Origin of the sequence: Bacillus sp. SN32, from assembly GCF_002837495.1 — a bacterium.
Classification (GTDB): domain Bacteria; phylum Bacillota; class Bacilli; order Bacillales; family Bacillaceae; genus Bacillus; species Bacillus subtilis.
Map to the genome: position 1 here is coordinate 682,361 of NZ_PJCT01000001.1, position 22,804 is coordinate 705,164.

Below are 22,804 nucleotides of genomic sequence, written 5' to 3' on the forward strand. Positions count from 1 at the left end.
TACAAATGCTCTGGCTTTTCTTTATGCGGCTCAGCTTTTTTTGAGCTTGATGACAGTATCAGCATCAGGCGTGACAAAGACGGTATGCTGGCTGTCATAGGTGACGAAACCGGGTTTCGCGCCGTTTGGTTTTTTGACATGTCTGATTTTTGTATAATCTACAGGCACTGAACTTGAATCTTTAGCTTTTGAAAAATAAGCTGCAATTGTCGCGGCTTCCATGATTGTTTGCTCATCCGGTTCGCTGCTTCTGATCACAACGTGGGAGCCCGGAATGTCCTTCGTGTGAAGCCAGATATCGTCTCTGGCCGCCACTCTTGTCGTTAAATATTCATTTTGACGATTGTTCTTACCCACTAAAATTGTCAGCCCTGAGGTGGATTCATATGTTTCTAACACCGGATTGTGCGGTTTTTGCTTTTTCTGGCCTTTTTGCTGCTTAGGGCGTAAATATTTGCCCTCTACAAGCTCTTCCCTGATTTCGCTGATATCCCGGGGAGAAGCGGACGAAAGCTGCTGAATCAGCTGATCAAAATATTCGATCTCTTCCTGTGCCAGCCTGATTTGCTCCTCGACAACCGCGACCGAATTTTTCGCTTTCTGATACTTCGTGAAATAGGCCTGTGCGTTTTCAGAAGGCGTTTTGTTCGGGTTTAAAGGAATCGTGATTGTCGGGCTTTCTTCATCATAATAATTGATGACCTCAGCCTGTTTATCACCTTTTTTCAGCATATATAAATTAGCGGTTAAAAGCTCCCCGTAAAGCTGAAATTCCTTCGCGTTTTCCGAATACTCCAAGGTTTTCTCTAATTTTTTAATTTTGTTGGCATTCTTCTTCCGTTCGTTCACAACAAAACGCTCAAGATCCTGAGCCTGCTGTTTGACCCGGTCTCGTTCAGCTTTTCCGAAATAAAAACGGTCGAGCAGTTCGCTTAATGAATCAAAACGGCGCGCTTCGCCCTTTAGATGAGTCAGCTCCAGCAGATAAAAATATTCCTTTCCGTTTACAGTCGTAATGTTGGGAATGAAACGGTGCTCTTTCACTTCGGCAAACAGTGCCAGCAACGCTTTTGGCAGTGTGACTTTGTTGGCAAGGCCTGCTCTGTGAACTGCTTCTTTGGCGAAAAGCGGAGACACGCCTGAAAAGTGGTCGACAATTTGTTTATCAAGCCTTCCTTCTTGAAAGTTGAGGTGACGCAAAATATCATCTTCTGACACCTCAAGAGGCGATATTTTGTCCTGAGCAGGCGGAAGCTTATAATCTTGGCCGGGCAGTACTGTACGGTAGCTGTTCATTGACGGTGATAAATGCTTAAGTCCGTCGATAATCACATTTTCTGCTGCGTCAGTCAAAATGATATTGCTGTGGCGGCCCATAATTTCTACATAAAGCTTTCGTACGGTTTCATCGCCAATTTCGTTTCGGCTTTTGATATGAAAAATCATAATGCGGTCTAAGTCCGCTTGTTCAATTTTCTCAATGAATCCGCCTTCGATATGCTTTCTCAGCAACATGCAAAACATTGGCGGTTCGCTTGGATTTTCATAAGCTTGTGCCGTGATATGCACCCGTGAATAGCTCGGATGTGCCGATAATAATAGTTTTTGGTTTTTTCCCTTGGCACGGATGTGGAAAATCACATCGTGCTTATATGGCTGATGGATTTTTGTAATTCGTCCGCCCATTATTTTCTCATTAAGTTCGTGTGTCATTCCGTATGTAAACATGCCATCAAACGACATATGCAATACACCCTCTCATTCTTCCTGCATTCGATAATTATAGCATGAAATGGGACGAGTCAGAATAAGCATGCTTATAGAGTGATATCTCTATAAGAGAGCAGGGGAGTGGACGAGCGGAATGAAGTTTCATGAAATGGGACAAACAGATTTACTAGAGGCAACCAATACGTCCATGAAACAAGGATTAACAGAAAAAGAGGTAAAAAAACGCCTTGACAAGCATGGACCAAACGAGCTGCAAGAAGGGAAAAAAACTTCAGCGCTTCTCTTGTTTTTCGCGCAGTTCAAAGATTTTATGGTGCTTGTGCTTCTGGCGGCAACGTTAATCTCAGGATTTCTTGGTGAATATGTAGATGCGGTTGCGATTATTGCGATTGTGTTTGTGAATGGCATACTCGGTTTCTTTCAAGAAAGGCGTGCTGAGCAATCTCTTCAGGCTTTAAAAGAGCTTTCAACACCGCATGTCATGGCACTCAGGGAAGGAAGCTGGACAAAGATTCCTTCTAAGGAACTTGTGCCGGGGGATATTGTGAAATTTACGAGCGGGGACAGAATTGGCGCAGACGTTCGAATTGTTGAAGCGAGAAGCCTTGAAATAGAAGAATCAGCGCTGACCGGGGAATCAATCCCGGTTGTGAAGCATGCTGATAAATTGAAAAAACCTGATGTTTCACTTGGCGATATTACCAATATGGCATTTATGGGAACGATTGTGACCCGCGGCAGCGGTGTCGGGGTTGTCGTCGGGACAGGAATGAATACGGCTATGGGGAAAATTGCCGACATGCTTGAATCGGCAGGGACATTGTCAACCCCGCTGCAAAGAAGACTAGAGCAGCTCGGGAAGATTTTGATTGTTGTTGCATTGCTTCTGACCGTACTTGTCGTTGCTGTCGGTGTTATTCAGGGTCATGATCTGTACAGTATGTTTTTAGCAGGTGTCTCGTTAGCGGTAGCCGCTATTCCGGAGGGGCTGCCGGCGATTGTGACAGTGGCGCTTTCGCTTGGTGTACAGCGGATGATTAAACAAAAATCCATTGTTAGAAAGCTTCCTGCTGTTGAAACGCTTGGGTGTGCGTCTATCATTTGCTCAGATAAAACAGGGACAATGACCCAAAACAAAATGACGGTGACGCATGTCTGGTCCGGAGGGAAAACATGGAGAGTGGCAGGGGCCGGCTATGAACCGAAAGGAAGCTTCACACTAAACGAAAAAGAGATCAGTGTCAATGAACATAAGCCGCTTCAGCAGATGCTTCTGTTCGGAGCGCTTTGTAACAACTCCAATATTGAGAAAAGAGACGGCGAATATGTGCTTGACGGAGATCCGACAGAGGGAGCGCTGCTCACCGCGGCAAGAAAAGGCGGTTTTTCAAAGGAGTTTGTTGAATCTAATTACAGAGTGATTGAAGAATTTCCGTTTGATTCCGCACGGAAAATGATGACTGTCATCGTAGAGGATCAAGACAGAAAGCGCTATATCATTACAAAAGGTGCGCCGGATGTACTGATGCAGCGATCTTCCCGTATTTATTATGATGGCTCAGCAGCTCTTTTTTCAAATGAAAGAAAAGCAGAAACAGAGGCGGTATTAAGACATTTGGCATCACAGGCGCTCAGAACGATAGCGGTCGCCTACAGGCCGATAAAAGCAGGCGAAACACCGTCAATGGATCAGGCAGAAAAAGATCTGACCATGCTTGGCCTTTCAGGTATCATTGATCCCCCGCGGCCGGAAGTCAGACAGGCGATAAAAGAATGCCGTGAAGCAGGAATTAAGACCGTTATGATAACAGGTGATCATGTAGAAACCGCTAAAGCGATAGCGAAAGACTTGCGCCTCCTTCCGAAAAGCGGCAAAATCATGGACGGCAAGATGCTGAATGAACTTTCTCAAGAAGAGCTTTCTCATGTGGTGGAGGATGTATATGTATTTGCCCGCGTTTCCCCTGAACATAAACTAAAAATCGTAAAAGCCTATCAGGAGAACGGGCATATTGTGGCGATGACGGGAGACGGCGTCAATGATGCTCCTGCCATTAAACAAGCTGATATCGGCGTCTCTATGGGCATTACCGGGACAGATGTGGCCAAAGAAGCATCATCTCTTGTTCTCGTAGATGATAATTTTGCGACGATTAAATCAGCGATAAAAGAAGGCAGGAACATCTACGAAAATATCAGGAAGTTTATCAGATACCTGTTGGCGTCTAACGTCGGAGAAATCCTTGTCATGCTGTTTGCGATGCTGCTGGCCCTTCCTTTACCGCTCGTTCCGATTCAGATTTTGTGGGTCAACTTGGTGACGGACGGATTGCCGGCAATGGCGCTCGGCATGGATCAGCCGGAAGGAGACGTCATGAAGCGCAAGCCCCGTCATCCGAAAGAAGGGGTATTTGCCCGCAAGCTAGGATGGAAGGTCGTTTCCAGAGGATTTTTAATCGGAGTTGCCACTATTTTAGCGTTTATCATTGTGTACCACCGCAATCCGGAAAACTTGGCTTATGCCCAGACGATCGCGTTTGCCACATTGGTGCTCGCTCAGCTTATTCACGTGTTTGACTGCCGCAGCGAAACTTCTGTTTTCTCTAGAAATCCGTTTCAAAACCTGTATTTAATCGGCGCGGTATTGTCATCCATTTTGCTGATGCTTGTAGTAATCTACTATCCGCCGCTTCAGCCGATTTTCCATACTGTAGCCATCACGCCGGGGGACTGGATGCTCGTCATCGGTATGTCCGCCATCCCTACTTTTTTGCTGGCGGGGTCACTTTTAACAAGAAAAAAATAAATTCATATGATATAATCTTAGGGGTAATAGCGTGTCTATTGCCCTTTTATTATGAGAACAGGGAAGAATTGGGTGTTTTAAAATGATACGAAGTATGACAGGCTTCGGCAGTGCAAGCAAAACACAAGACGATCTCTCTGTAAGCGTTGAACTTAAATCTGTGAACTACAGATTTAAAGAAGTGAACGCTCGTTTGCCAAGGCCTTTGCTATATTTTGAAGATAAGCTGAAACAGACCATTCTGCAGCATATTCAGCGCGGAAGAATTGAGCTTTTCGTATCCGTTGACAGCGATATGCTTGTTGAGAAAAGGCTTGAAATTGATTGGCCGCTGCTCGATGAGTTTGTCGCAGCCGCGAGAGATATGAAGAAGCGGTATCAATTGTCTGCAGAGCCCGATGTAATGGATTTCTTTAAGCTTGATCATGTCGTCCAGGTTCATGAAGAACAGACGCAAAATGACAAGCTGGAGGCGTTGATCATCGATGCTGCAGAAGAAGCGGTAAAAGGTCTCTGTGAAATGCGTGAAAAAGAGGGGCTGCTCTTAGCGAAAGACTGCCTGATGCATATTGATCAGCTTGAAGAGCTGGTGAGAGAAACTGAATTGCTGGCTGCAGATGTCGTATCTCGTTATCGGGAACGGCTGTACGCCAGAATCAAAGAATGGACTGAAGACGTATTAGACGAGAGCCGGCTTGTAACAGAATGCGCTATTTTTGCAGACCGCTCTGATATCACTGAAGAGATTACAAGACTGAAGAGCCACTTCGCCCAGTTTCGTGATATATTAGCTAGTGGCGGAGCTGTCGGGCGCAAACTCGACTTTCTTGTTCAGGAGCTCAATCGGGAAGCAAATACGATTGGCTCAAAAGCAAATGATCATCAGATCACAAAGCTTGTCGTTGAAATGAAAAGTTCTATTGAAAAAATAAAAGAACAAGTGCAAAATATAGAATAGTGACTGTGCGTATTGTTTACAGACGGTCTTACTAGGCTAAACTAGAGACGTCTATTTTACAGGGGGAACGTAGAAGATGACGATTAAACTGATTAATATCGGATTTGGCAATATCATCTCCGCCAATCGGATGATTTCGATTGTCAGCCCGGAGTCTGCGCCAATCAAACGGATGATTCAGGATGCAAGAGACCGCGGAATGCTAATTGACGCTACATACGGACGAAGAACCCGTGCAGTTGTCGTCATGGATAGTGATCACATTATCTTATCTGCCGTCCAGCCTGAGACAGTTGCACACAGACTTTCTGTTAAAGAAGAAATTATGGATGAAGGGCAGGGGTAATTGCCGCATGAAAGAAAGAGGGTTATTAATCGTTCTCTCAGGTCCCTCAGGAGTTGGTAAAGGAACGGTTCGACAAGCGATCTTTTCGCAGGAAGACACAAAATTTGAATATTCGATTTCAGTAACCACAAGAAGTCCAAGAGAGGGCGAAGTGAACGGAGTCGATTATTTTTTCAAAACAAGAGACGAATTCGAGCAAATGATTGCGGACAACAAGCTGCTTGAATGGGCAGAGTATGTCGGCAATTATTACGGCACGCCAGTCGATTATGTTGAACAGACGCTTCAAGATGGAAAAGACGTCTTTTTAGAAATTGAAGTTCAAGGGGCTCTTCAAGTGAGAAATGCTTTCCCGGAAGGCCTGTTTATTTTCCTTGCGCCTCCAAGCCTTTCTGAACTGAAAAACAGAATCGTGACACGAGGCACAGAAACAGACGCTCTGATTGAAAATCGAATGAAAGCTGCAAAAGCTGAGATCGAAATGATGGATGCTTATGACTATGTCGTTGAAAACGATAATGTCGAAACGGCTTGCGATAAAATCAAAGCAATCGTTCTTGCTGAACATTTGAAGCGTGAACGCGTTGCACCAAGATATAAGAAAATGCTGGAGGTTGAATAATCAATGTTAGATCCGTCAATTGATTCTTTAATGAATAAATTAGATTCAAAATATACGCTCGTGACTGTTTCTGCGAGACGCGCCCGTGAAATGCAAATCAAAAAAGACCAAATGATTGAACATACGATTTCACACAAATATGTAGGCAAAGCTTTAGAAGAAATTGATGCAGGCCTGCTTTCGTTTGAAAAGGAAGACCGCGAATAGTAGCACAAGTAGCAACCTATATCATGTAGGTTGTTATTTTTTTCCGTGCGGTTTTGTAAAGTGCAGAGGGGGAGAATTCATTGCTAAACAATCGAAATGTGTTACTTTGCGTGAGCGGAGGCATCGCTGTTTATAAAGCCTGTGCGTTAACGAGCAAGCTGGTTCAGGCAGGAGCAAATGTCAAAGTGATTATGACTGAATCCGCTTGCCGATTCGTTTCACCGCTGACATTTCAGGCATTGAGCCGCCACGAAGTCTATACAGATACATTTAAAGAACAAAATCCAAGCGTTATTTCTCATATTGATGCCGCAGACTGGGCCGACTTGATTATCGTAGCGCCGGCTACGGCTAATGTGATTGGAAAACTGGCAAACGGCATCGCTGATGATATGCTGACGACAACATTGTTGGCAGCAACGGCTCCCGTTTGGATCGCGCCGGCAATGAACGTTCATATGTATGACCACCCGGCAGTCAAACGAAACATTTCTGTTCTTTATCAGGACGGTTATCGTTTTATTGAGCCAAGTGAGGGCTATTTAGCATGCGGTTATGTAGGAAAAGGCAGATTGGAAGAGCCGGAAAACATTGTAAAGCTGGCCGAAAAACATTTTGCTGAAGAAACATCCGCTCCTTTAGAAGGCAAGCATGTGATCATTACAGCCGGCCCAACGCGGGAAGCGGTTGATCCTGTCCGGTTTTTTACCAATAAATCGACGGGCAAAATGGGCTACGCATTAGCGGAGGCTGCTGTTCAGCTCGGCGCACGGGTAACCTTAATTTCTGGGCCTGTTTCACTTGATCAGCCTAAAGGCCTTGCTGAGTTTATCCCTGTTCAATCGGCTGCGGATATGCGCGAAGCTGTGCTCTCTGTGTATGACGCAAGCGATATAGTCATTAAAACAGCTGCGGTAGCCGATTTTACGCCGAAAACAGTATTTGACCATAAAATGAAAAAACAAGACGGCGGCATGACCTTAGAACTGAAAAGAACAGTCGATATTTTGAAAGAATTGGGCGAGAAAAAGAAAGAGCAGATTTTGGTCGGATTTGCCGCCGAAACACAAGACATTGAACACTATGCACGTAAAAAGCTCGCCGCTAAAAACCTTGATTTGATTGTGGCAAATGATGTGAAAGCAAATGGGGCCGGTTTTGGTGCTGATACGAATATCGTGACAATCTTTTTCAAAGACGGGCATAAACGCGAACTCCCGATCATGTCTAAGCTCGATGTTTCTTTTGAAATCCTTCAGGAGATCGCAGCCCTCTCAAAACAAACCGGAGAGCGCTCATGAATTTTGCAGAAGTCATCGTTGATGTCAGCACCAAAAATATAGACAGGCCTTTTGATTATAAAATCCCAGACCATCTCAAGGGCATGATCAAAACGGGGATGCGGGTCATTGTTCCATTTGGCCCCCGTAAGATTCAAGGGTTTGTGACAGCAGTCAAAGAAACATCTGACCTATCGGGGAAATCTGTCAAGGAAGTAGAGGATTTATTAGATCTTACACCTGTTCTGACAGAAGAGCTTATGGATCTGTCATCATGGCTGTCAGACAAAACGCTGTCTTTTAAAATAACGGCGCTTCAAGCAATGCTGCCTGCCGCCTTAAAGGCGAAATATGAAAAAGAATTAAAAATTGCACACGGCGCCGATCTTCCGCCGCAAGTGGAACGGCTGTTTTCTGAAACAAAGACGCTGCTGTATTCAGATATACCCGATCATGATACGCTGAAACTGATTCAAAGGCATGTTCAAAAAGGGGACATTGACGTGACGTATAAAGTCGCGCAAAAAACCAATAAAAAAATGGTCAGGCATATTCAGGCAAATGCGAGTAAAGAAGAGCTTGCTAAGCAGGCTGAGGGATTGTCCCGCCAAGCAGCAAAACAGCAGGCGATTCTTCACTTTCTCATCTCTGAGCCGGAAGGTGTGAAAATTCCTGCGGCGCAATTGTGCAAAAAAACGGACACGAGCTCTGCAACCATCAAAACCCTTATCCAAAAAGGGCTTTTGAAGGAAAGCTATGAAGAGGTTTACAGAGATCCCTATCAGGACAAAATGTTCAAAAAAACAGAGCCCCTGCCGCTGACAGACGAACAGAGGGCTGCCTTCGAGCCCATACGCGAGACATTGGACAGCGATGAGCATAAAGTGTTCCTCCTTCACGGCGTGACAGGAAGCGGAAAAACGGAAATTTATCTGCAATCAATTGAAAAAGTACTGGCGAAAGGAAAAGAAGCCATCGTCCTCGTACCCGAAATATCGCTGACGCCGCAAATGGTCAACCGCTTCAAGGGCCGCTTCGGCTCCCAGGTGGCAGTCATGCACAGCGGTTTATCCACAGGAGAAAAATATGACGAGTGGCGTAAAATCCACCGGAAGGAAGTACGGCTTGTCGTCGGTGCCAGATCCGCCATTTTTGCTCCGTTTGAAAATCTCGGAATGATAATCATCGATGAAGAACACGAGTCTTCCTATAAACAGGAAGAAATGCCGCGCTATCATGCGAAAGAGGTGGCAATCAAGCGGGCTGAGCATCACAGCTGCCCGGTTGTATTAGGGAGTGCTACGCCGACATTAGAATCATATGCAAGAGCGCAAAAGGGCGTATACGAGCTTCTTTCACTGAAGCACCGTGTTAACCATCGGGTGATGCCCGAGGTTTCGCTTGTCGATATGAGAGAGGAGCTTAGAAACGGCAATCGCTCGATGTTTTCGGTTGAATTGATGGAAAAGCTTGAAGAAACGATTGCAAAGGGTGAGCAGGCGGTGCTGTTTTTAAATAAGAGGGGCTATTCTTCCTTTGTGATGTGCAGGGATTGCGGCTATGTCCCGCAATGCCCGCACTGCGACATTTCCATGACGTATCATCGTTACGGCCAAAGGCTGAAATGCCATTATTGCGGACATGAAGAGCCTGTTCCGCACACTTGTCCTGAATGCGCAAGCGAGCATATCCGCTTTTTCGGAACGGGAACACAGCGAGTGGAGGAAGAGCTGACAAAAGTGCTGCCAAGTGCGAGAGTGATTCGGATGGATGTTGACACGACATCACGGAAAGGCGCCCATGAAAAATTACTGTCAGCTTTCGGAGAAGGAAAAGCGGATATTCTTCTCGGAACGCAAATGATCGCGAAAGGGCTTGATTTTCCGAATGTCACGCTTGTCGGAGTGTTAAGTGCTGATACAACACTTCATATTCCTGATTTCAGATCGGCTGAAAAAACATTTCAGCTGTTAACGCAAGTCAGCGGCCGGGCAGGCAGGCATGAAAAGCCCGGCCATGTCATCATTCAAACGTATACACCGTCTCATTACAGTATCCAGCTGACGAAAACACACGATTATGAAACGTTCTATCAGCATGAAATGGCGCACAGGAGAGAGCAATCCTATCCGCCATACTACTATTTGGCTCTTGTGACTGTTTCTCATGAGGAAGTGGCGAAAGCAGCGGTTACAGCTGAAAAAATCGCTCATTTTTTGAAAGCAAACTGCGGAGCTGACACGAAAATTCTCGGACCAAGCGCGTCGCCGATAGCCAGGATCAAAGATAGATATCGCTATCAATGCGTGATAAAATACAAACAGGAAACCCAGTTATCTGCTTTATTGAAGAAGATACTGGAACATTATAAACGCGAAATTGAACAAAAACATGTAATGATTTCAATTGATATGAATCCTTATATGATGATGTAAGATCTCACGTCTTGGAGGGTAACAAATTGGCAGTAAAAAAGGTCGTCACACATCCTGCGGAGGTTTTGGAAACACCTGCGGAAACCGTGACTGTTTTTGATAAAAAGCTAAAAAAACTGCTTGATGATATGTACGACACCATGCTTGAAATGGATGGTGTCGGACTGGCAGCGCCGCAAATCGGCATTTTAAAAAGAGCGGCCGTTGTAGACATCGGGGATGACAGAGGGAGAATTGATCTCGTTAATCCTGAAATTTTAGAAAGAAGCGGCGAGCAAACCGGAATTGAAGGATGCTTGAGCTTTCCTGGCGTCTATGGTGATGTCACACGTGCCGATTATGTCAAAGTACGTGCGTTTAACCGTCAGGGAAAACCGTTCGTTCTGGAAGCGCGAGGCTTTTTAGCAAGAGCCGTGCAGCATGAAATGGACCACTTAGACGGTGTGCTGTTTACATCTAAAATAAGTAAATACTATACAGAAGATGAACTAGCGGATATGGAAGGATGATTTGATGACGAGAATCGTATTTATGGGAACGCCGGATTTTTCAGTTCCTGTTTTAAGAACTCTGATTGAGGACGGATATGAAGTAGTGGGGGTCGTCACACAGCCGGACCGTCCGAAGGGCAGAAAGAAAGTACTGACACCTCCTCCGGTCAAGGAAGAGGCATTGCGTCACGGCATCCCGGTTCTTCAGCCGGAAAAAGTCAGATTGACAGAAGAAATTGAGAAAGTGCTGGCATTAAAGCCTGACCTGATTGTAACGGCGGCATTCGGACAAATTTTGCCTAAAGAGCTTCTCGACAGTCCAAAATACGGCTGCATTAACGTTCACGCATCCCTTTTGCCGGAACTGCGCGGGGGTGCTCCGATCCATTATTCCATTCTGCAGGGAAAGAAGAAAACCGGGGTTACCATTATGTATATGGTAGAAAAATTGGATGCGGGCGATATGATCTCAAAAGTGGAAGTGGACATTGAAGAAACCGACAATGTCGGAACACTGCACGATAAATTAAGCGTTGCTGGCGCGAAGCTATTGTCTGAAACGGTTCCAAACGTCATTGCCGGTAGCATATCACCTGAAAAGCAGGATGAAGAGAAAGCGACGTACGCGCCTAATATCAAAAGAGAGCAAGAGCTGCTCGACTGGTCCAGAACGGGCGAAGAGCTTTACAACCAGATCCGCGGCTTAAATCCATGGCCTGTTGCTTATACGACTCTAAACGGCCAAAACTTGAAAATATGGGCGTCGAAAAAAATACCGGCACCAACAACAGCTGAGCCCGGCACAGTCGTTGCAGTTGAAAAGGAAGGAATTATCGTTGCCACAGGTAACGAGACGGCTCTGTTATTAACCGAACTCCAGCCGGCAGGCAAAAAACGAATGAAAGGCGAAGACTTTGTGCGAGGCGCTCATGTTGAAGCCGGTGATGTGTTAGGAGTAAACAATGAAAAAAACTAGTGTTCGTGACATCGCCCTTGAGGCGCTGATCAAATTAGAACAAAACCAGGCATATAGCAACCTGCTGCTGAAATCGGTCATTAAATCAAATGAACTGAGTGATCAGGACAGAGGGCTTTTGACTGAACTTGTCTATGGTACATTACAAAATAAGATCGCGCTTGATTATATGCTTAAACCGTTTATCAATAAGCCTCAAAAGGTAAAGCCGTGGGTGATTCAGCTTCTTCGCCTATCCTTATATCAAATGGAGTATTTAGAGAAGATTCCAGACAGGGCAGCCATCCATGAAGCGGTTGAGATTGCTAAAATCCGCGGACACAAAGGCATTGCTTCATTTGTCAACGGCGTGCTCCGTTCTATTCAGCGCGAAGGTGTTCCATCCTTTGACGCGATCGAAGATCCTGTACGCCGGCTGGCGACAGAAACAAGCCATCCGGAATGGCTTGTGAAAGAGTGGGCGGATGCGTATGGATTTGAAGCTGCGGAAAAGATTTGCCGCATCCATCTCATTCCGCCGAAGCAGACGCTGCGTGTCAATGAAATGAAAGCAGACAGAGCTGAGCTGCTTGACCAAATGGCTGCTGAGGGAATCGAAGTTGAAAAAGGCGACCTCGCTGAAGATGCTGTGAAGCTCTTAAAGGGAACAATTGCCGGAACTCATTTCTTCCAAAACGGCGAAGTTTCCATCCAGGATGAGAGCTCCATGCTCGTCGCCCGCGCCCTCGACCCTAAGCCTGATGAAACAGTGCTTGACGCGTGTGCGGCGCCTGGCGGAAAGTCGGCTCATATCGCAGAATTAATGAAGAACAAGGGGAGCGTTACGTCGCTTGATCTTCACAAACATAAAGTGAAGCTAATCAAAGAAGCGGCAGATCGGCTTGGCCTGACAATCATTCATGCGGAAACAATGGATGCAAGAAAAGCAGGGGAAACGTTTGAAAACGAACAGTTTGACCGAATATTGGTCGATGCCCCGTGCTCAGGTTTCGGTGTTATCAGAAGAAAGCCGGACATGAAATACACGAAAAAACCTGACGACAGCGCCCGTCTAGCTGAAATCCAGCTGTCGATCTTGAGGGAAATCGCACCATTAGTAAAAAAAGGTGGCACTCTTGTCTACAGTACGTGTACAATGGACCGGACAGAAAATGATGAAGTAATACATGCGTTTATACAAGAACATCCTGATTTTGAACCCGATTTGTCTCTTGAAAAGCGGCTGCCTGAAAAGGTGAGACCCTTTGTTCGGGATGGAAGGCTTCAAATCCTTCCTCATTATTTCGGAACAGATGGTTTCTTTATTTGCAGCATGAGAAAGAAGGGATAAGCAATGGCAGAACTTAATAAAACAAAAGTAAGAAAAGAATTGCGGACAGAGCGTCCGTCTATTTATTCTTTTGAATTAGATGAAATTAAACAATGGCTGACAGACAACGGAGAGAAACCGTTCCGTGCGGCTCAGATCTTTGAATGGCTATATGAAAAACGCGTATCTTCTTTTGAAGAAATGACAAACCTCTCAAAGGATCTGCGTGAGAAATTAAACACTCACTTTGTGTTAACAACGCTGAAAACGGCTGTTAAACAAACTTCTCAAGACGGTACGATGAAGTTTTTGTTTGAGCTTCATGACGGTTATACCATCGAAACCGTTTTAATGAGACACGAGTATGGCAATTCTGTATGTGTAACGACACAAGTCGGCTGCCGTATTGGCTGCACATTTTGCGCGTCAACGCTTGGAGGCTTAAAACGAAACCTTGAAGCAGGGGAAATTGTCGCTCAAGTAGTTAAAGTGCAAAAAGCTCTTGATGAAACGGATGAACGCGTCAGCTCTGTCGTGATCATGGGAATCGGCGAACCTTTTGATAACTTTAACGAAATGCTCGCTTTCTTGAAAATCATTAACCATGACAAGGGCCTGAATATCGGTGCTCGCCATATTACGGTCTCTACGAGTGGAATCATCCCGAAAATTTACGAATTTGCTGATCAGCAAATGCAGATTAACTTTGCAATTTCTCTGCACGCGCCGAACACAGAAATCAGAAGCCGTTTGATGCCGATTAACAGAGCATATAAACTGCCTGATCTAATGGAAGCCGTTAAATATTATATTAATAAAACAGGACGCCGTATCAGCTTTGAATACGGGCTGTTCGGAGGCGTAAACGACCAGGTGGAACACGCCGAAGAGCTTGCCGACTTGCTGGAAGGAGTCAAATGCCACGTGAACTTGATTCCGGTAAACTACGTGCCTGAACGGGACTATGTGCGCACACCGCGTGATCAGATTTTTGCTTTTGAAAAAACGCTGAAATCCCGCGGAGTAAATGTCACAATCCGAAGAGAGCAAGGACATGACATTGACGCAGCCTGCGGTCAGCTTCGCGCGAAGGAGCGTCAAGACGAGACGAGGTGATGAGGGTTGTTAACAGCCTTAAAAACAGATACAGGAAAAATCCGTCAGCATAATGAAGATGATGCGGGGATATTCAAGGGGAAAGATGAATTTATATTAGCGGTTGTCGCTGATGGCATGGGCGGCCATCTTGCTGGAGATGTTGCGAGCAAGATGGCTGTGAAAGCCATGGGGGAGAAATGGAATGAAGCAGAGACGATTCCAACTGCGCCCTCGGAATGTGAAAAATGGCTCATTGAACAGATTCTTTCGGTAAACAGCAAAATATACGATCACGCTCAAGCCCACGAAGAATGCCAAGGCATGGGGACGACGATTGTATGTGCGCTTTTTACGGGGAAAACGGTTTCTGTTGCCCATATCGGAGACAGCAGATGCTATTTGCTTCAGGACGATGATTTCGTTCAAGTGACAGAAGACCATTCGCTTGTAAATGAACTGGTTCGCACTGGAGAGATCTCCAGAGAAGACGCTGAACATCATCCTCGAAAAAATGTGTTGACGAAGGCGCTTGGAACAGACCAGTCAGTCAGCATTGACACCCGTTCCTTTGATATAGAACCCGGAGACAAACTGCTTCTATGTTCTGACGGACTGACGAATAAAGTGGAAGGCACTGAATTAAAAGACATCCTGCAAAGCGATTCAGCTCCTCAGGAAAAAGTAAACCTGCTTGTGGACAAAGCCAATCAGAATGGCGGGGAAGACAACATTACAGCAGTTTTGCTTGAGCTTGCTTTACAAGTTGAAGAGGGTGAAGATCAGTGCTAATCGGCAAGCGGATCAGCGGGCGTTACCAAATTCTCCGCGTTATAGGCGGCGGGGGAATGGCCAACGTGTATTTAGCTGAGGATATCATTCTAGACCGTGAAGTCGCAATTAAAATCCTGCGGTTTGACTATGCAAATGACAATGAATTTATCAGGCGTTTCCGCAGAGAAGCCCAATCCGCATCAAGCCTCGATCACCCGAATATTGTCAGCATTTATGATTTGGGCGAGGAAGATGATATTTATTATATTGTCATGGAATACGTTGAAGGCATGACGCTTAAAGAATACATAACAGCAAATGGGCCGCTTCACCCTAAAGAAGCGCTGAACATCATGGAGCAAATTGTCTCAGCCATCGCTCATGCCCATCAAAACCAGATTGTTCACAGAGACATCAAGCCGCATAACATTTTGATTGATCATATGGGAAATATCAAAGTAACGGATTTTGGAATTGCGACGGCACTAAGTTCGACCACAATCACCCATACCAATTCAGTTCTGGGCTCGGTCCATTACTTATCACCTGAACAGGCCCGGGGCGGCTTAGCCACAAAGAAATCGGATATTTATGCGCTTGGAATCGTTCTATTTGAGCTTTTAACCGGCCGTATTCCGTTTGATGGAGAGTCAGCAGTCAGCATCGCCTTGAAGCATCTTCAAGCGGAAACTCCTTCGGCAAAAAGGTGGAATCCATCGGTCCCCCAAAGCGTTGAAAACATCATACTCAAGGCAACTGCCAAAGATCCGTTTCATCGCTATGAAACGGCTGAAGACATGGAAGCAGACATAAAAACAGCTTTTGATGCCGACAGACTCAATGAAAAGAGATTTACGATTCAAGAAGATGAAGAAATGACAAAAGCGATACCTATCATTAAAGATGAAGAACTCGCTAAAGCTGCTGGCGAAAAAGAAGCTGAAGTGACAACCGCACAAGAAAACAAAACAAAGAAGAACGGCAAAAGAAAAAAGTGGCCGTGGGTTTTGCTCACGATATGCCTTGTTTTTATCACAGCTGGAATTCTTGCTGTCACTGTTTTTCCGTCGCTTTTCATGCCTAAGGATGTCAAAATACCTGATGTCTCCGGAATGGAATACGAAAAAGCCGCAGGGCTCTTGGAAAAAGAAGGTTTACAGGTTGATTCCGAGGTGTTGGAAATCTCAGATGAAAAAATTGAAGAGGGCCTGATGGTAAAAACGGACCCTAAAGCGGATACAACAGTCAAAGAAGGCGCCACGGTCACTCTTTATAAAAGCACCGGAAAGGCAAAAACGGAGATCGGTGATGTGACAGGCCAAACGGTCGACCAGGCAAAAAAAGCGTTGAAGGACCAAGGGTTTAAACATGTAACGGTAAATGAAGTGAATGACGAGAAAAACGCGGGCACTGTCATTGACCAAAATCCTTCAGCAGGGACTGAGCTTGTCCCGAGTGAAGATCAAGTCAAACTTACAGTCAGTATCGGACCCGAAGACATTACGCTTAGAGACTTGAAAACCTACAGTAAAGAAGCAGCGTCTGGATATCTGGAAGACAACGGATTAAAGCTTGTAGAAAAAGAAGCATACTCAGATGATGTTCCAGAAGGACAGGTTGTCAAACAAAAACCAGCAGCAGGTACGGCAGTAAAGCCGGGAAACGAAGTTGAAGTGACGTTCTCTCTCGGACCAGAGAAAAAACCTGCGAAAACAGTGAAAGAAAAGGTCAAGATCCCCTACGAACCAGAAAATGAAGGGGACGAGCTTCAAGTGCAAATCGCGGTTGACGATGCGGATCACAGCATCTCTGACACTTACGAAGAATTTAAGATAAAAGAGCCGACTGAACGAACGATCGAACTAAAGATTGAACCCGGCCAAAAAGGGTACTATCAAGTAATGGTAAACAATAAAGTTGTCAGCTACAAAACCATTGAGTATCCGAAAGATGAATAACAAGGAGGGAAAATATGCCTGAGGGCAAAATTATTAAGGCGCTAAGCGGCTTTTACTATGTACTGGATGAATCAGAGGATTCAGATAAAGTAATACAATGCAGAGGAAGAGGCATTTTCAGAAAAAACAAAATTACCCCTCTTGTCGGTGATTACGTTGTGTACCAGGCTGAAAATGACAAAGAAGGATATCTTATGGAAATTAAAGAAAGAACCAATGAGCTTATCAGGCCGCCAATTTGCAACGTTGATCAAGCGGTCCTGGTTTTCTCAGCGGTTCAGCCTTCTTTCAGCACGGCATTGCTTGACCGCTTCCTGGTTCTCGTTGAGGCCAATGATATTCAGCCGATTATATGCATTACTAAAATGGATCTGATTGAAGATCAAGATACAGAAGATACGATACAAGCCTATGCAGAAGACTATCGGAATATTGGTTATGACGTATACCTTACCTCCTCTAAGGACCAAGATAGTTTAGCGGACATCATCCCGCATTTTCAGGATAAAACAACGGTATTTGCCGGTCAGTCCGGTGTTGGGAAATCCTCGCTTCTCAACGCGATCAGCCCGGAGCTCGGATTGAGAACAAACGAGATTTCCGAGCATTTGGGCCGCGGGAAACACACAACCCGCCACGTGGAGCTGATTCACACGTCCGGAGGTTTGGTTGCAGATACACCGGGATTCAGCTCGCTTGAATTTACAGACATTGAGGAAGAAGAGCTGGGCTATACCTTCCCTGATATCAGAGAAAAAAGCTCTTCATGCAAATTTAGAGGCTGTTTACATCTGAAAGAGCCGAAATGTGCGGTGAAACAAGCTGTTGAAGACGGGGAATTAAAGCAGTATCGCTATGACCATTATGTTGAATTTATGACGGAGATTAAAGACAGAAAGCCGAGGTATTAGCATAATGATAAAGGTTGCACCATCTATTCTTTCCGCTGATTTTGCCGCTTTAGGCAATGAGATTAAAGATGTAGAAAAAGGCGGAGCCGATTGTATTCATATTGATGTTATGGACGGCCATTTTGTCCCGAATATCACAATCGGTCCGCTGATTGTAGAAGCAGTCCGGCCGGTAACGGATCTGCCGCTTGATGTCCATTTAATGATAGAAGAGCCGGATCGTTATATCCCGGCTTTTGCGAAAGCAGGCGCAGATATCCTGTCTGTGCATGCTGAGGCATGTCCGCACCTGCACCGTACCATCCAGCTCATTAAAGAGCAAGGAGTGAAGGCCGGAGTAGTTCTAAACCCGCATACTCCTGTTCAAGTCATCGAGCACGTTTTCGACGATCTTGATCTTGTTCTTTTAATGACGGTGAACCCGGGCTTCGGCGGGCAGAAATTTATTCATTCAGTCCTTCCTAAAATAAAAGAGGTTAAGCGAATGGCGGATGAAAAAGGAAAAAAAGATCTGTTAATTGAAGTAGACGGCGGCGTCAACAAAGAAACCGCTCCGCTCGTCATTGAAGCGGGCGCAAATTTACTCGTTGCCGGTTCAGCTGTTTATGGCCAGTCTGACCGCAAAAAAGCAATTTCTGAAATCAGAGGAAGTAAATAAGCAGCTTTAGAAAAGAGCTGGGCATACAATAGCCTAAGCTCTTTTTCCTGTATGCAGAGAAAGGAATCAGAGATGAAAACAATTAATATCGTTGCGGGAGGCCCGAAAAATCTCATTCCCGATCTAACCGGCTATACGGATGAACACACGCTTTGGATCGGTGTTGACAAAGGCACCGTCACTCTCTTAGATGCCGGGATCATTCCTGTTGAAGCCTTCGGAGATTTTGACAGCATAACAGAGCAAGAACGCCGGCGAATAGAAAAAGCCGCTCCCGCCCTTCATGTGTATCAAGCAGAAAAAGATCAAACAGATTTAGACCTCGCCCTTGATTGGGCGCTGGAAAAGCAGCCGGATATTATTCAGATTTTCGGCATTACAGGCGGCAGAGCTGATCATTTTTTAGGAAACATTCAGCTTCTGTATAGAGGTGTAAAAACAAACATAAAAATTAGGCTGATAGACAAACAAAATCATATTCAAATGTTCCCTCCTGGTGAATATGATATTGAGAAGGATGAAAATAAGCGATATATCTCCTTCATACCGTTTTCCGAAGACATACATGAGCTGACCCTGACCGGTTTTAAATATCCTCTAAATAATTGTCATATTACGCTCGGTTCAACACTATGTATTAGTAACGAACTCATTCATTCACGAGGTACTTTTTCGTTTGCAAAAGGCATATTAATAATGATAAGAAGCACGGATTAAGCATGTGCTTTCATTCAATTGCTGAAAACAATGAACAAGGCGGTTACGGGACGTTATAGGAGGGGACAAAAATGAAATTTTACACCATTAAATTGCCGAAGTTTTTAGGAGGAATTGTCCGGGCGATGCTGGGCTCATTTAGAAAAGATTAATGCCCAGGGGTTCAAAGCCCTCTTTCACCACATAAAAACGCCTGCCACATATCGAGGCAGGCGTTCATTTTGTTATACACGCTCAACTTTACCGGATTTCAAAGCTCGAGCAGATACATATACTTTTTTAGGTTTTCCGTTCACAAGGATACGAACCTTTTGAAGATTCGCGCCCCAAGTGCGCTTAGAAGCGTTCATTGCGTGAGAACGGTTATTCCCAGCTGTTGTTTTTTTACCTGTGATAACGCATTTACGTGCCATTTGTTTCCCTCCTCACTTGCACAAAACATCTACTTTTTAACATTCATATAATCTTAGATGCTTTCGATATGGATACTTTAAATAATTTACCACAGCTAAAAAACGTTTGCAACTATTGTTTCATCATCTTTCAAGAAAATTCACTTGACATCTTGCGGAAACAGCAGCGCTATAGTATATGTAGAGGTACGGCCAGCGATTATTGCCTGGTCTTTTCATAATGGAAACCATATAGTAGAATAGCTGTAACTCTATGCATTCGAAGGAGGAACTAGTGTGTCCATTGAATTAAGAACGAAGTACGGACAGATTGATATATCTAATGAAGTCATCGCGATGGTTGCAGGAGGCGCGGCGGTTGACTGTTACGGCATTGTCGGCATGGCCTCTAAAAACCAGATTAAAGACGGACTGACTGAAATCCTTCGGAAAGAGAATTTCAGCAGGGGTGTCCAAGTTCGCCAAGAAGGAGAACAGATACATATCGACATGTATATCATTGTCAGCTACGGCACGAAAATTTCTGAAGTGGCACATAATGTCCAAACAAAAGTAAAGTACACAGTAAATCAAACCATCGGACTGGCAGTGGACTCTGTCAATATTTATGTCCAAGGCGTACGAGTGACGAACCCGTAGTTAGGAGGAGTAGGATTGTCTATCAGAACATTAGACGGCAGAACCTTTGCCGAGATGATTCTTGCGGGAGCGCAGAATCTGTCTCAAAACGCCAGTGCAGTTGATGCACTGAACGTGTTTCCGGTGCCGGACGGTGATACGGGAACAAATATGAACCTGTCGATGACTTCCGGAGCAAGAGAAGTTGAACAAATGGATACGGATGATATCGGGAAGGTGGGCTCCGCGTTATCTAAAGGGCTGCTCATGGGAGCACGCGGAAATTCAGGAGTTATCCTATCCCAATTGTTCCGCGGATTTAGCAAAAGCATTGAAACGAAAAAAGAAATTAATGCACTTGAGTTTGCTGCTGCGCTGCAAGCAGGTGTAGACATGGCGTATAAAGCTGTCATGAAACCTGTAGAGGGCACCATTTTAACAGTTGCAAAAGACGCTGCAAAAAAAGCGATGATCTTAGCAGAAAAAGAAACCGATATCACTGCGCTGATGATTGCAGTGACAGAAGAAGCAGAGGCGTCTTTAAACCGCACCCCTGAATTGCTACCTGTCCTAAAGGAAGTAGGAGTTGTCGATAGCGGGGGCAAAGGCCTGCTCTGTGTGTATGAAGGTTTCCTTGCTTCATTAAAAGGTGAAACTGTACCTCAGAAAGCAGTTCTTCCGTCACTTGACGACATGGTCAGCGCAGAGCATCACAAGAGCGCGCAAAGCATGATGAATACCGAAGATATTGAATTTGGATTCTGTACCGAAGTGATGGTTAGGCTTGATCAGACAAAAAGAGAGTTCGACGAAGGTACGTTCAGGCAAGACCTCAGCCAGTTCGGAGATTCTCTGCTTGTGATTGCGGATGAATCGCTGGCGAAGGTTCATATTCATGCTGAAGAGCCGGGAAACGTGTTAAACTACGCCCAGCATTACGGTGAATTGATCAAAATAAAAATAGAAAATATGAGAGAACAGCATACCTCTATCATCAGTCAAGAAAGCAAACCTGCAGACAACGAAACACCGCCGGCAAAACAGCCGTATGGCATTGTGACTGTGGCGATGGGAGAAGGAATTTCAGACCTATTCAAAAGCATTGGCGCTTCTGTTGTGATCGAAGGCGGCCAGACCATGAACCCAAGCACTGAGGATATTGTTGATGCCGTGAAGTCTGTAAATGCAGATACGGTATTTATCCTGCCTAACAACTCCAACATTATCATGGCTGCTAACCAAGCGGCCAGCGTAGTGGATGAACAGGTTTTTGTCATTCCTGCTAAAACGGTTCCGCAAGGGATGTCAGCCCTGCTGGCTTTTAACCCGGATCAAGCAGCTGAAGCGAACGAGGCCAATATGCTAAGCGCCATTCAGCAAGTAAAAAGCGGACAGGTGACGTTCTCAGTCAGAGATACTCATATTGACGGTAAAGATATTAAAAAAGGCGACTTTATGGGCATTCTGAATGGAACGATTATCGGCACTTCTGAAAATCAGCTGTCAGCCGCGAAAATGCTGCTGTCAGAAATGATCGGAGAAGATGATGAAATCGTGACCATTCTATATGGTGAGGATGCGTCTCAGGAAGAAGCTGAGCAGCTTGAAGCGTTTCTCAGTGAAAAGTACGAGGAGATTGAGGTTGAGATCCACAATGGGAAACAGCCTCTGTATTCGTATATAGTTTCTGCAGAATAGAAGGGCAAATTGCCCTTCTATTCTTATGTCTGCTTTTAAGTGCGGCAGCGCTGTAACGCGTCCGCTTGCCATTTTATATCTGATCAATTAGTCTAGAAGCAAAGCGCTAATAAGCTCTGGTTCATAAGGAGGAATAGCATGAAATACAGAAGCGTTTTTGATATTATCGGCCCGGTTATGATCGGTCCGTCCAGCTCTCATACAGCGGGAGCTGCTAGAATCGGGAGAGTGGCCAGAAGTTTATTTGGCAGAGAGCCTGAGCGCATCATTGTATCTTTTTACGGCTCGTTTGCGGAAACGTATAAGGGCCACGGCACAGATGTCGCGATTATCGGCGGATTGCTTGATTTTGATACATTCGACGAACGGATTAAAACCGCTATACAAATTGCAGAAGCTAAAGGAATTGATATAGAGTTTCGGGTAGAAGACGCTGTCCCGGTCCATCCGAACACAGCAAAAATCACCATTTCTGATGAAAAGGGTGAGCTTGAACTGACGGGTATTTCGATTGGCGGAGGAAAGATTGAAATCACAGAATTGAATGGTTTTGAGCTCCGGCTGTCAGGAAATCATCCGGCCATATTAGTTGTTCATAATGACAAATTTGGCACAATTGCCGGTGTTGCCAATGTTTTGGCGAAATTTTCAATCAACGTAGGACATATGGAAGTAGCCCGGAAAGATATTGGCCAGCTTGCGCTGATGACAATAGAGGTCGATCAATATATTGACGACCACATTCTCGACGAGCTGTCGAAGCTGCCGAATATTATTCAAGTGACAAAGATTGCTGACTAG

The 22,804-nt window shown here is 45.1% G+C and carries 22 protein-coding genes; 20 read left to right on the forward strand and 2 right to left on the reverse strand.

Annotation, left to right across the window (positions count from 1 at the left end; all coding sequences use genetic code 11):
• Positions 1-30: 30 nt before the first annotated feature.
• Entirely contained in the window at positions 31-1,743 is a 1,713-nt protein-coding gene (gene rqcH / locus CW370_RS03685) for a tRNA modification protein RqcH (protein WP_024572605.1), read from the reverse strand.
• Positions 1,744-1,864: 121 nt separating this feature from the next.
• Here rqcH and CW370_RS03690 point away from each other — a divergent pair, with 121 nt between their 5' ends.
• The 17 genes from CW370_RS03690 to spoVM all read left to right on the forward strand — a co-directional run bounded on the left by CW370_RS03690 (position 1,865) and on the right by spoVM (position 19,426).
• Positions 1,865-4,537, forward strand: a complete 2,673-nt coding sequence (locus CW370_RS03690) for a calcium-translocating P-type ATPase, SERCA-type (RefSeq protein ID WP_024572604.1) — start codon at positions 1,865-1,867, stop codon at positions 4,535-4,537.
• 82 nt (positions 4,538-4,619) lie between these two features.
• On the forward strand, positions 4,620-5,495 hold the full coding sequence (locus CW370_RS03695) for a YicC/YloC family endoribonuclease (RefSeq protein ID WP_009967215.1): 876 nt from the start codon (positions 4,620-4,622) through the stop codon (positions 5,493-5,495).
• Positions 5,496-5,571: 76 nt separating this feature from the next.
• Complete coding sequence (gene remA / locus CW370_RS03700) at positions 5,572-5,841, forward strand: extracellular matrix/biofilm regulator RemA (RefSeq protein ID WP_003154355.1); 270 nt, start codon at positions 5,572-5,574, stop codon at positions 5,839-5,841.
• 7 nt (positions 5,842-5,848) lie between these two features.
• Positions 5,849-6,463: a guanylate kinase gene (gene gmk, locus CW370_RS03705; RefSeq protein ID WP_003232083.1), complete on the forward strand. Its 615-nt coding sequence runs from the start codon at positions 5,849-5,851 to the stop codon at positions 6,461-6,463.
• A gap of 3 nt (positions 6,464-6,466) precedes the next feature.
• Positions 6,467-6,670, forward strand: coding sequence for a DNA-directed RNA polymerase subunit omega (gene rpoZ / locus CW370_RS03710; RefSeq protein WP_003221520.1), 204 nt, complete (start codon positions 6,467-6,469; stop codon positions 6,668-6,670).
• Between the two features lie 80 nt (positions 6,671-6,750).
• A complete protein-coding gene (gene coaBC, locus CW370_RS03715) occupies positions 6,751-7,971 on the forward strand; it encodes a bifunctional phosphopantothenoylcysteine decarboxylase/phosphopantothenate--cysteine ligase CoaBC (protein ID WP_024573070.1) in 1,221 nt (406 codons plus the stop codon).
• Entirely contained in the window at positions 7,968-10,385 is a 2,418-nt protein-coding gene (priA, locus tag CW370_RS03720) for a primosomal protein N' (protein WP_024573069.1), read from the forward strand. Before coaBC ends, priA begins: the two co-directional genes overlap by 4 nt.
• 26 nt (positions 10,386-10,411) lie before the next feature.
• A complete protein-coding gene (gene def, locus CW370_RS03725) occupies positions 10,412-10,894 on the forward strand; it encodes a peptide deformylase (RefSeq protein WP_024573068.1) in 483 nt (160 codons plus the stop codon).
• Positions 10,895-10,898: 4 nt separating this feature from the next.
• Positions 10,899-11,852: a methionyl-tRNA formyltransferase gene (fmt, locus tag CW370_RS03730; RefSeq protein ID WP_029946174.1), complete on the forward strand. Its 954-nt coding sequence runs from the start codon at positions 10,899-10,901 to the stop codon at positions 11,850-11,852.
• Entirely contained in the window at positions 11,839-13,182 is a 1,344-nt protein-coding gene (gene rsmB, locus CW370_RS03735) for a 16S rRNA (cytosine(967)-C(5))-methyltransferase RsmB (protein WP_024572632.1), read from the forward strand. Before fmt ends, rsmB begins: the two co-directional genes overlap by 14 nt.
• Positions 13,183-13,185: 3 nt before the next feature.
• On the forward strand, positions 13,186-14,277 hold the full coding sequence (gene rlmN, locus CW370_RS03740; protein WP_014476780.1) for a 23S rRNA (adenine(2503)-C(2))-methyltransferase RlmN: 1,092 nt from the start codon (positions 13,186-13,188) through the stop codon (positions 14,275-14,277).
• A 6-nt stretch (positions 14,278-14,283) separates the two neighbouring features.
• Positions 14,284-15,048, forward strand: a complete 765-nt coding sequence (gene prpC, locus CW370_RS03745) for a protein-serine/threonine phosphatase PrpC (RefSeq protein WP_014479762.1) — start codon at positions 14,284-14,286, stop codon at positions 15,046-15,048.
• A complete protein-coding gene (gene prkC / locus CW370_RS03750) occupies positions 15,042-16,988 on the forward strand; it encodes a serine/threonine protein kinase PrkC (protein ID WP_015252109.1) in 1,947 nt (648 codons plus the stop codon). Before prpC ends, prkC begins: the two co-directional genes overlap by 7 nt.
• Before the next feature lie 14 nt (positions 16,989-17,002).
• The gene (gene rsgA / locus CW370_RS03755) at positions 17,003-17,899 is read left to right on the forward strand and encodes a ribosome small subunit-dependent GTPase A (RefSeq protein WP_003232060.1); all 897 of its coding nucleotides are present in this window, start codon (positions 17,003-17,005) and stop codon (positions 17,897-17,899) included.
• A 4-nt stretch (positions 17,900-17,903) separates the two neighbouring features.
• Entirely contained in the window at positions 17,904-18,557 is a 654-nt protein-coding gene (rpe, locus tag CW370_RS03760) for a ribulose-phosphate 3-epimerase (RefSeq protein ID WP_003232058.1), read from the forward strand.
• A gap of 72 nt (positions 18,558-18,629) precedes the next feature.
• Positions 18,630-19,274 carry a thiamine diphosphokinase gene (locus tag CW370_RS03765; protein WP_014479765.1) on the forward strand — a complete coding sequence of 215 codons (645 nt, stop codon included), beginning with the start codon at positions 18,630-18,632 and terminating at the stop codon, positions 19,272-19,274.
• A 71-nt stretch (positions 19,275-19,345) separates the two neighbouring features.
• On the forward strand, positions 19,346-19,426 hold the full coding sequence (gene spoVM, locus CW370_RS03770; protein ID WP_003221545.1) for a stage V sporulation protein SpoVM: 81 nt from the start codon (positions 19,346-19,348) through the stop codon (positions 19,424-19,426).
• A 72-nt stretch (positions 19,427-19,498) separates the two neighbouring features.
• On the opposite strand, the gene rpmB is transcribed toward spoVM, so the two are convergent.
• Positions 19,499-19,687 (reverse strand): 50S ribosomal protein L28, encoded by a 189-nt coding sequence (rpmB, locus tag CW370_RS03775; RefSeq protein WP_003221548.1) that lies wholly within the window; start codon positions 19,685-19,687, stop codon positions 19,499-19,501.
• Between the two features lie 276 nt (positions 19,688-19,963).
• On the opposite strand from rpmB, the gene CW370_RS03780 reads away from it, so the two are divergent.
• The 3 genes from CW370_RS03780 to sdaAB all read left to right on the forward strand — a co-directional run bounded on the left by CW370_RS03780 (position 19,964) and on the right by sdaAB (position 22,804).
• Entirely contained in the window at positions 19,964-20,326 is a 363-nt protein-coding gene (locus tag CW370_RS03780; RefSeq protein WP_003232054.1) for an Asp23/Gls24 family envelope stress response protein, read from the forward strand.
• A gap of 15 nt (positions 20,327-20,341) precedes the next feature.
• The gene (locus CW370_RS03785; RefSeq protein WP_024572633.1) at positions 20,342-22,003 is read left to right on the forward strand and encodes a DAK2 domain-containing protein; all 1,662 of its coding nucleotides are present in this window, start codon (positions 20,342-20,344) and stop codon (positions 22,001-22,003) included.
• A 138-nt stretch (positions 22,004-22,141) separates the two neighbouring features.
• The gene (sdaAB, locus tag CW370_RS03790) at positions 22,142-22,804 is read left to right on the forward strand and encodes an L-serine ammonia-lyase, iron-sulfur-dependent subunit beta (RefSeq protein ID WP_024572634.1); all 663 of its coding nucleotides are present in this window, start codon (positions 22,142-22,144) and stop codon (positions 22,802-22,804) included.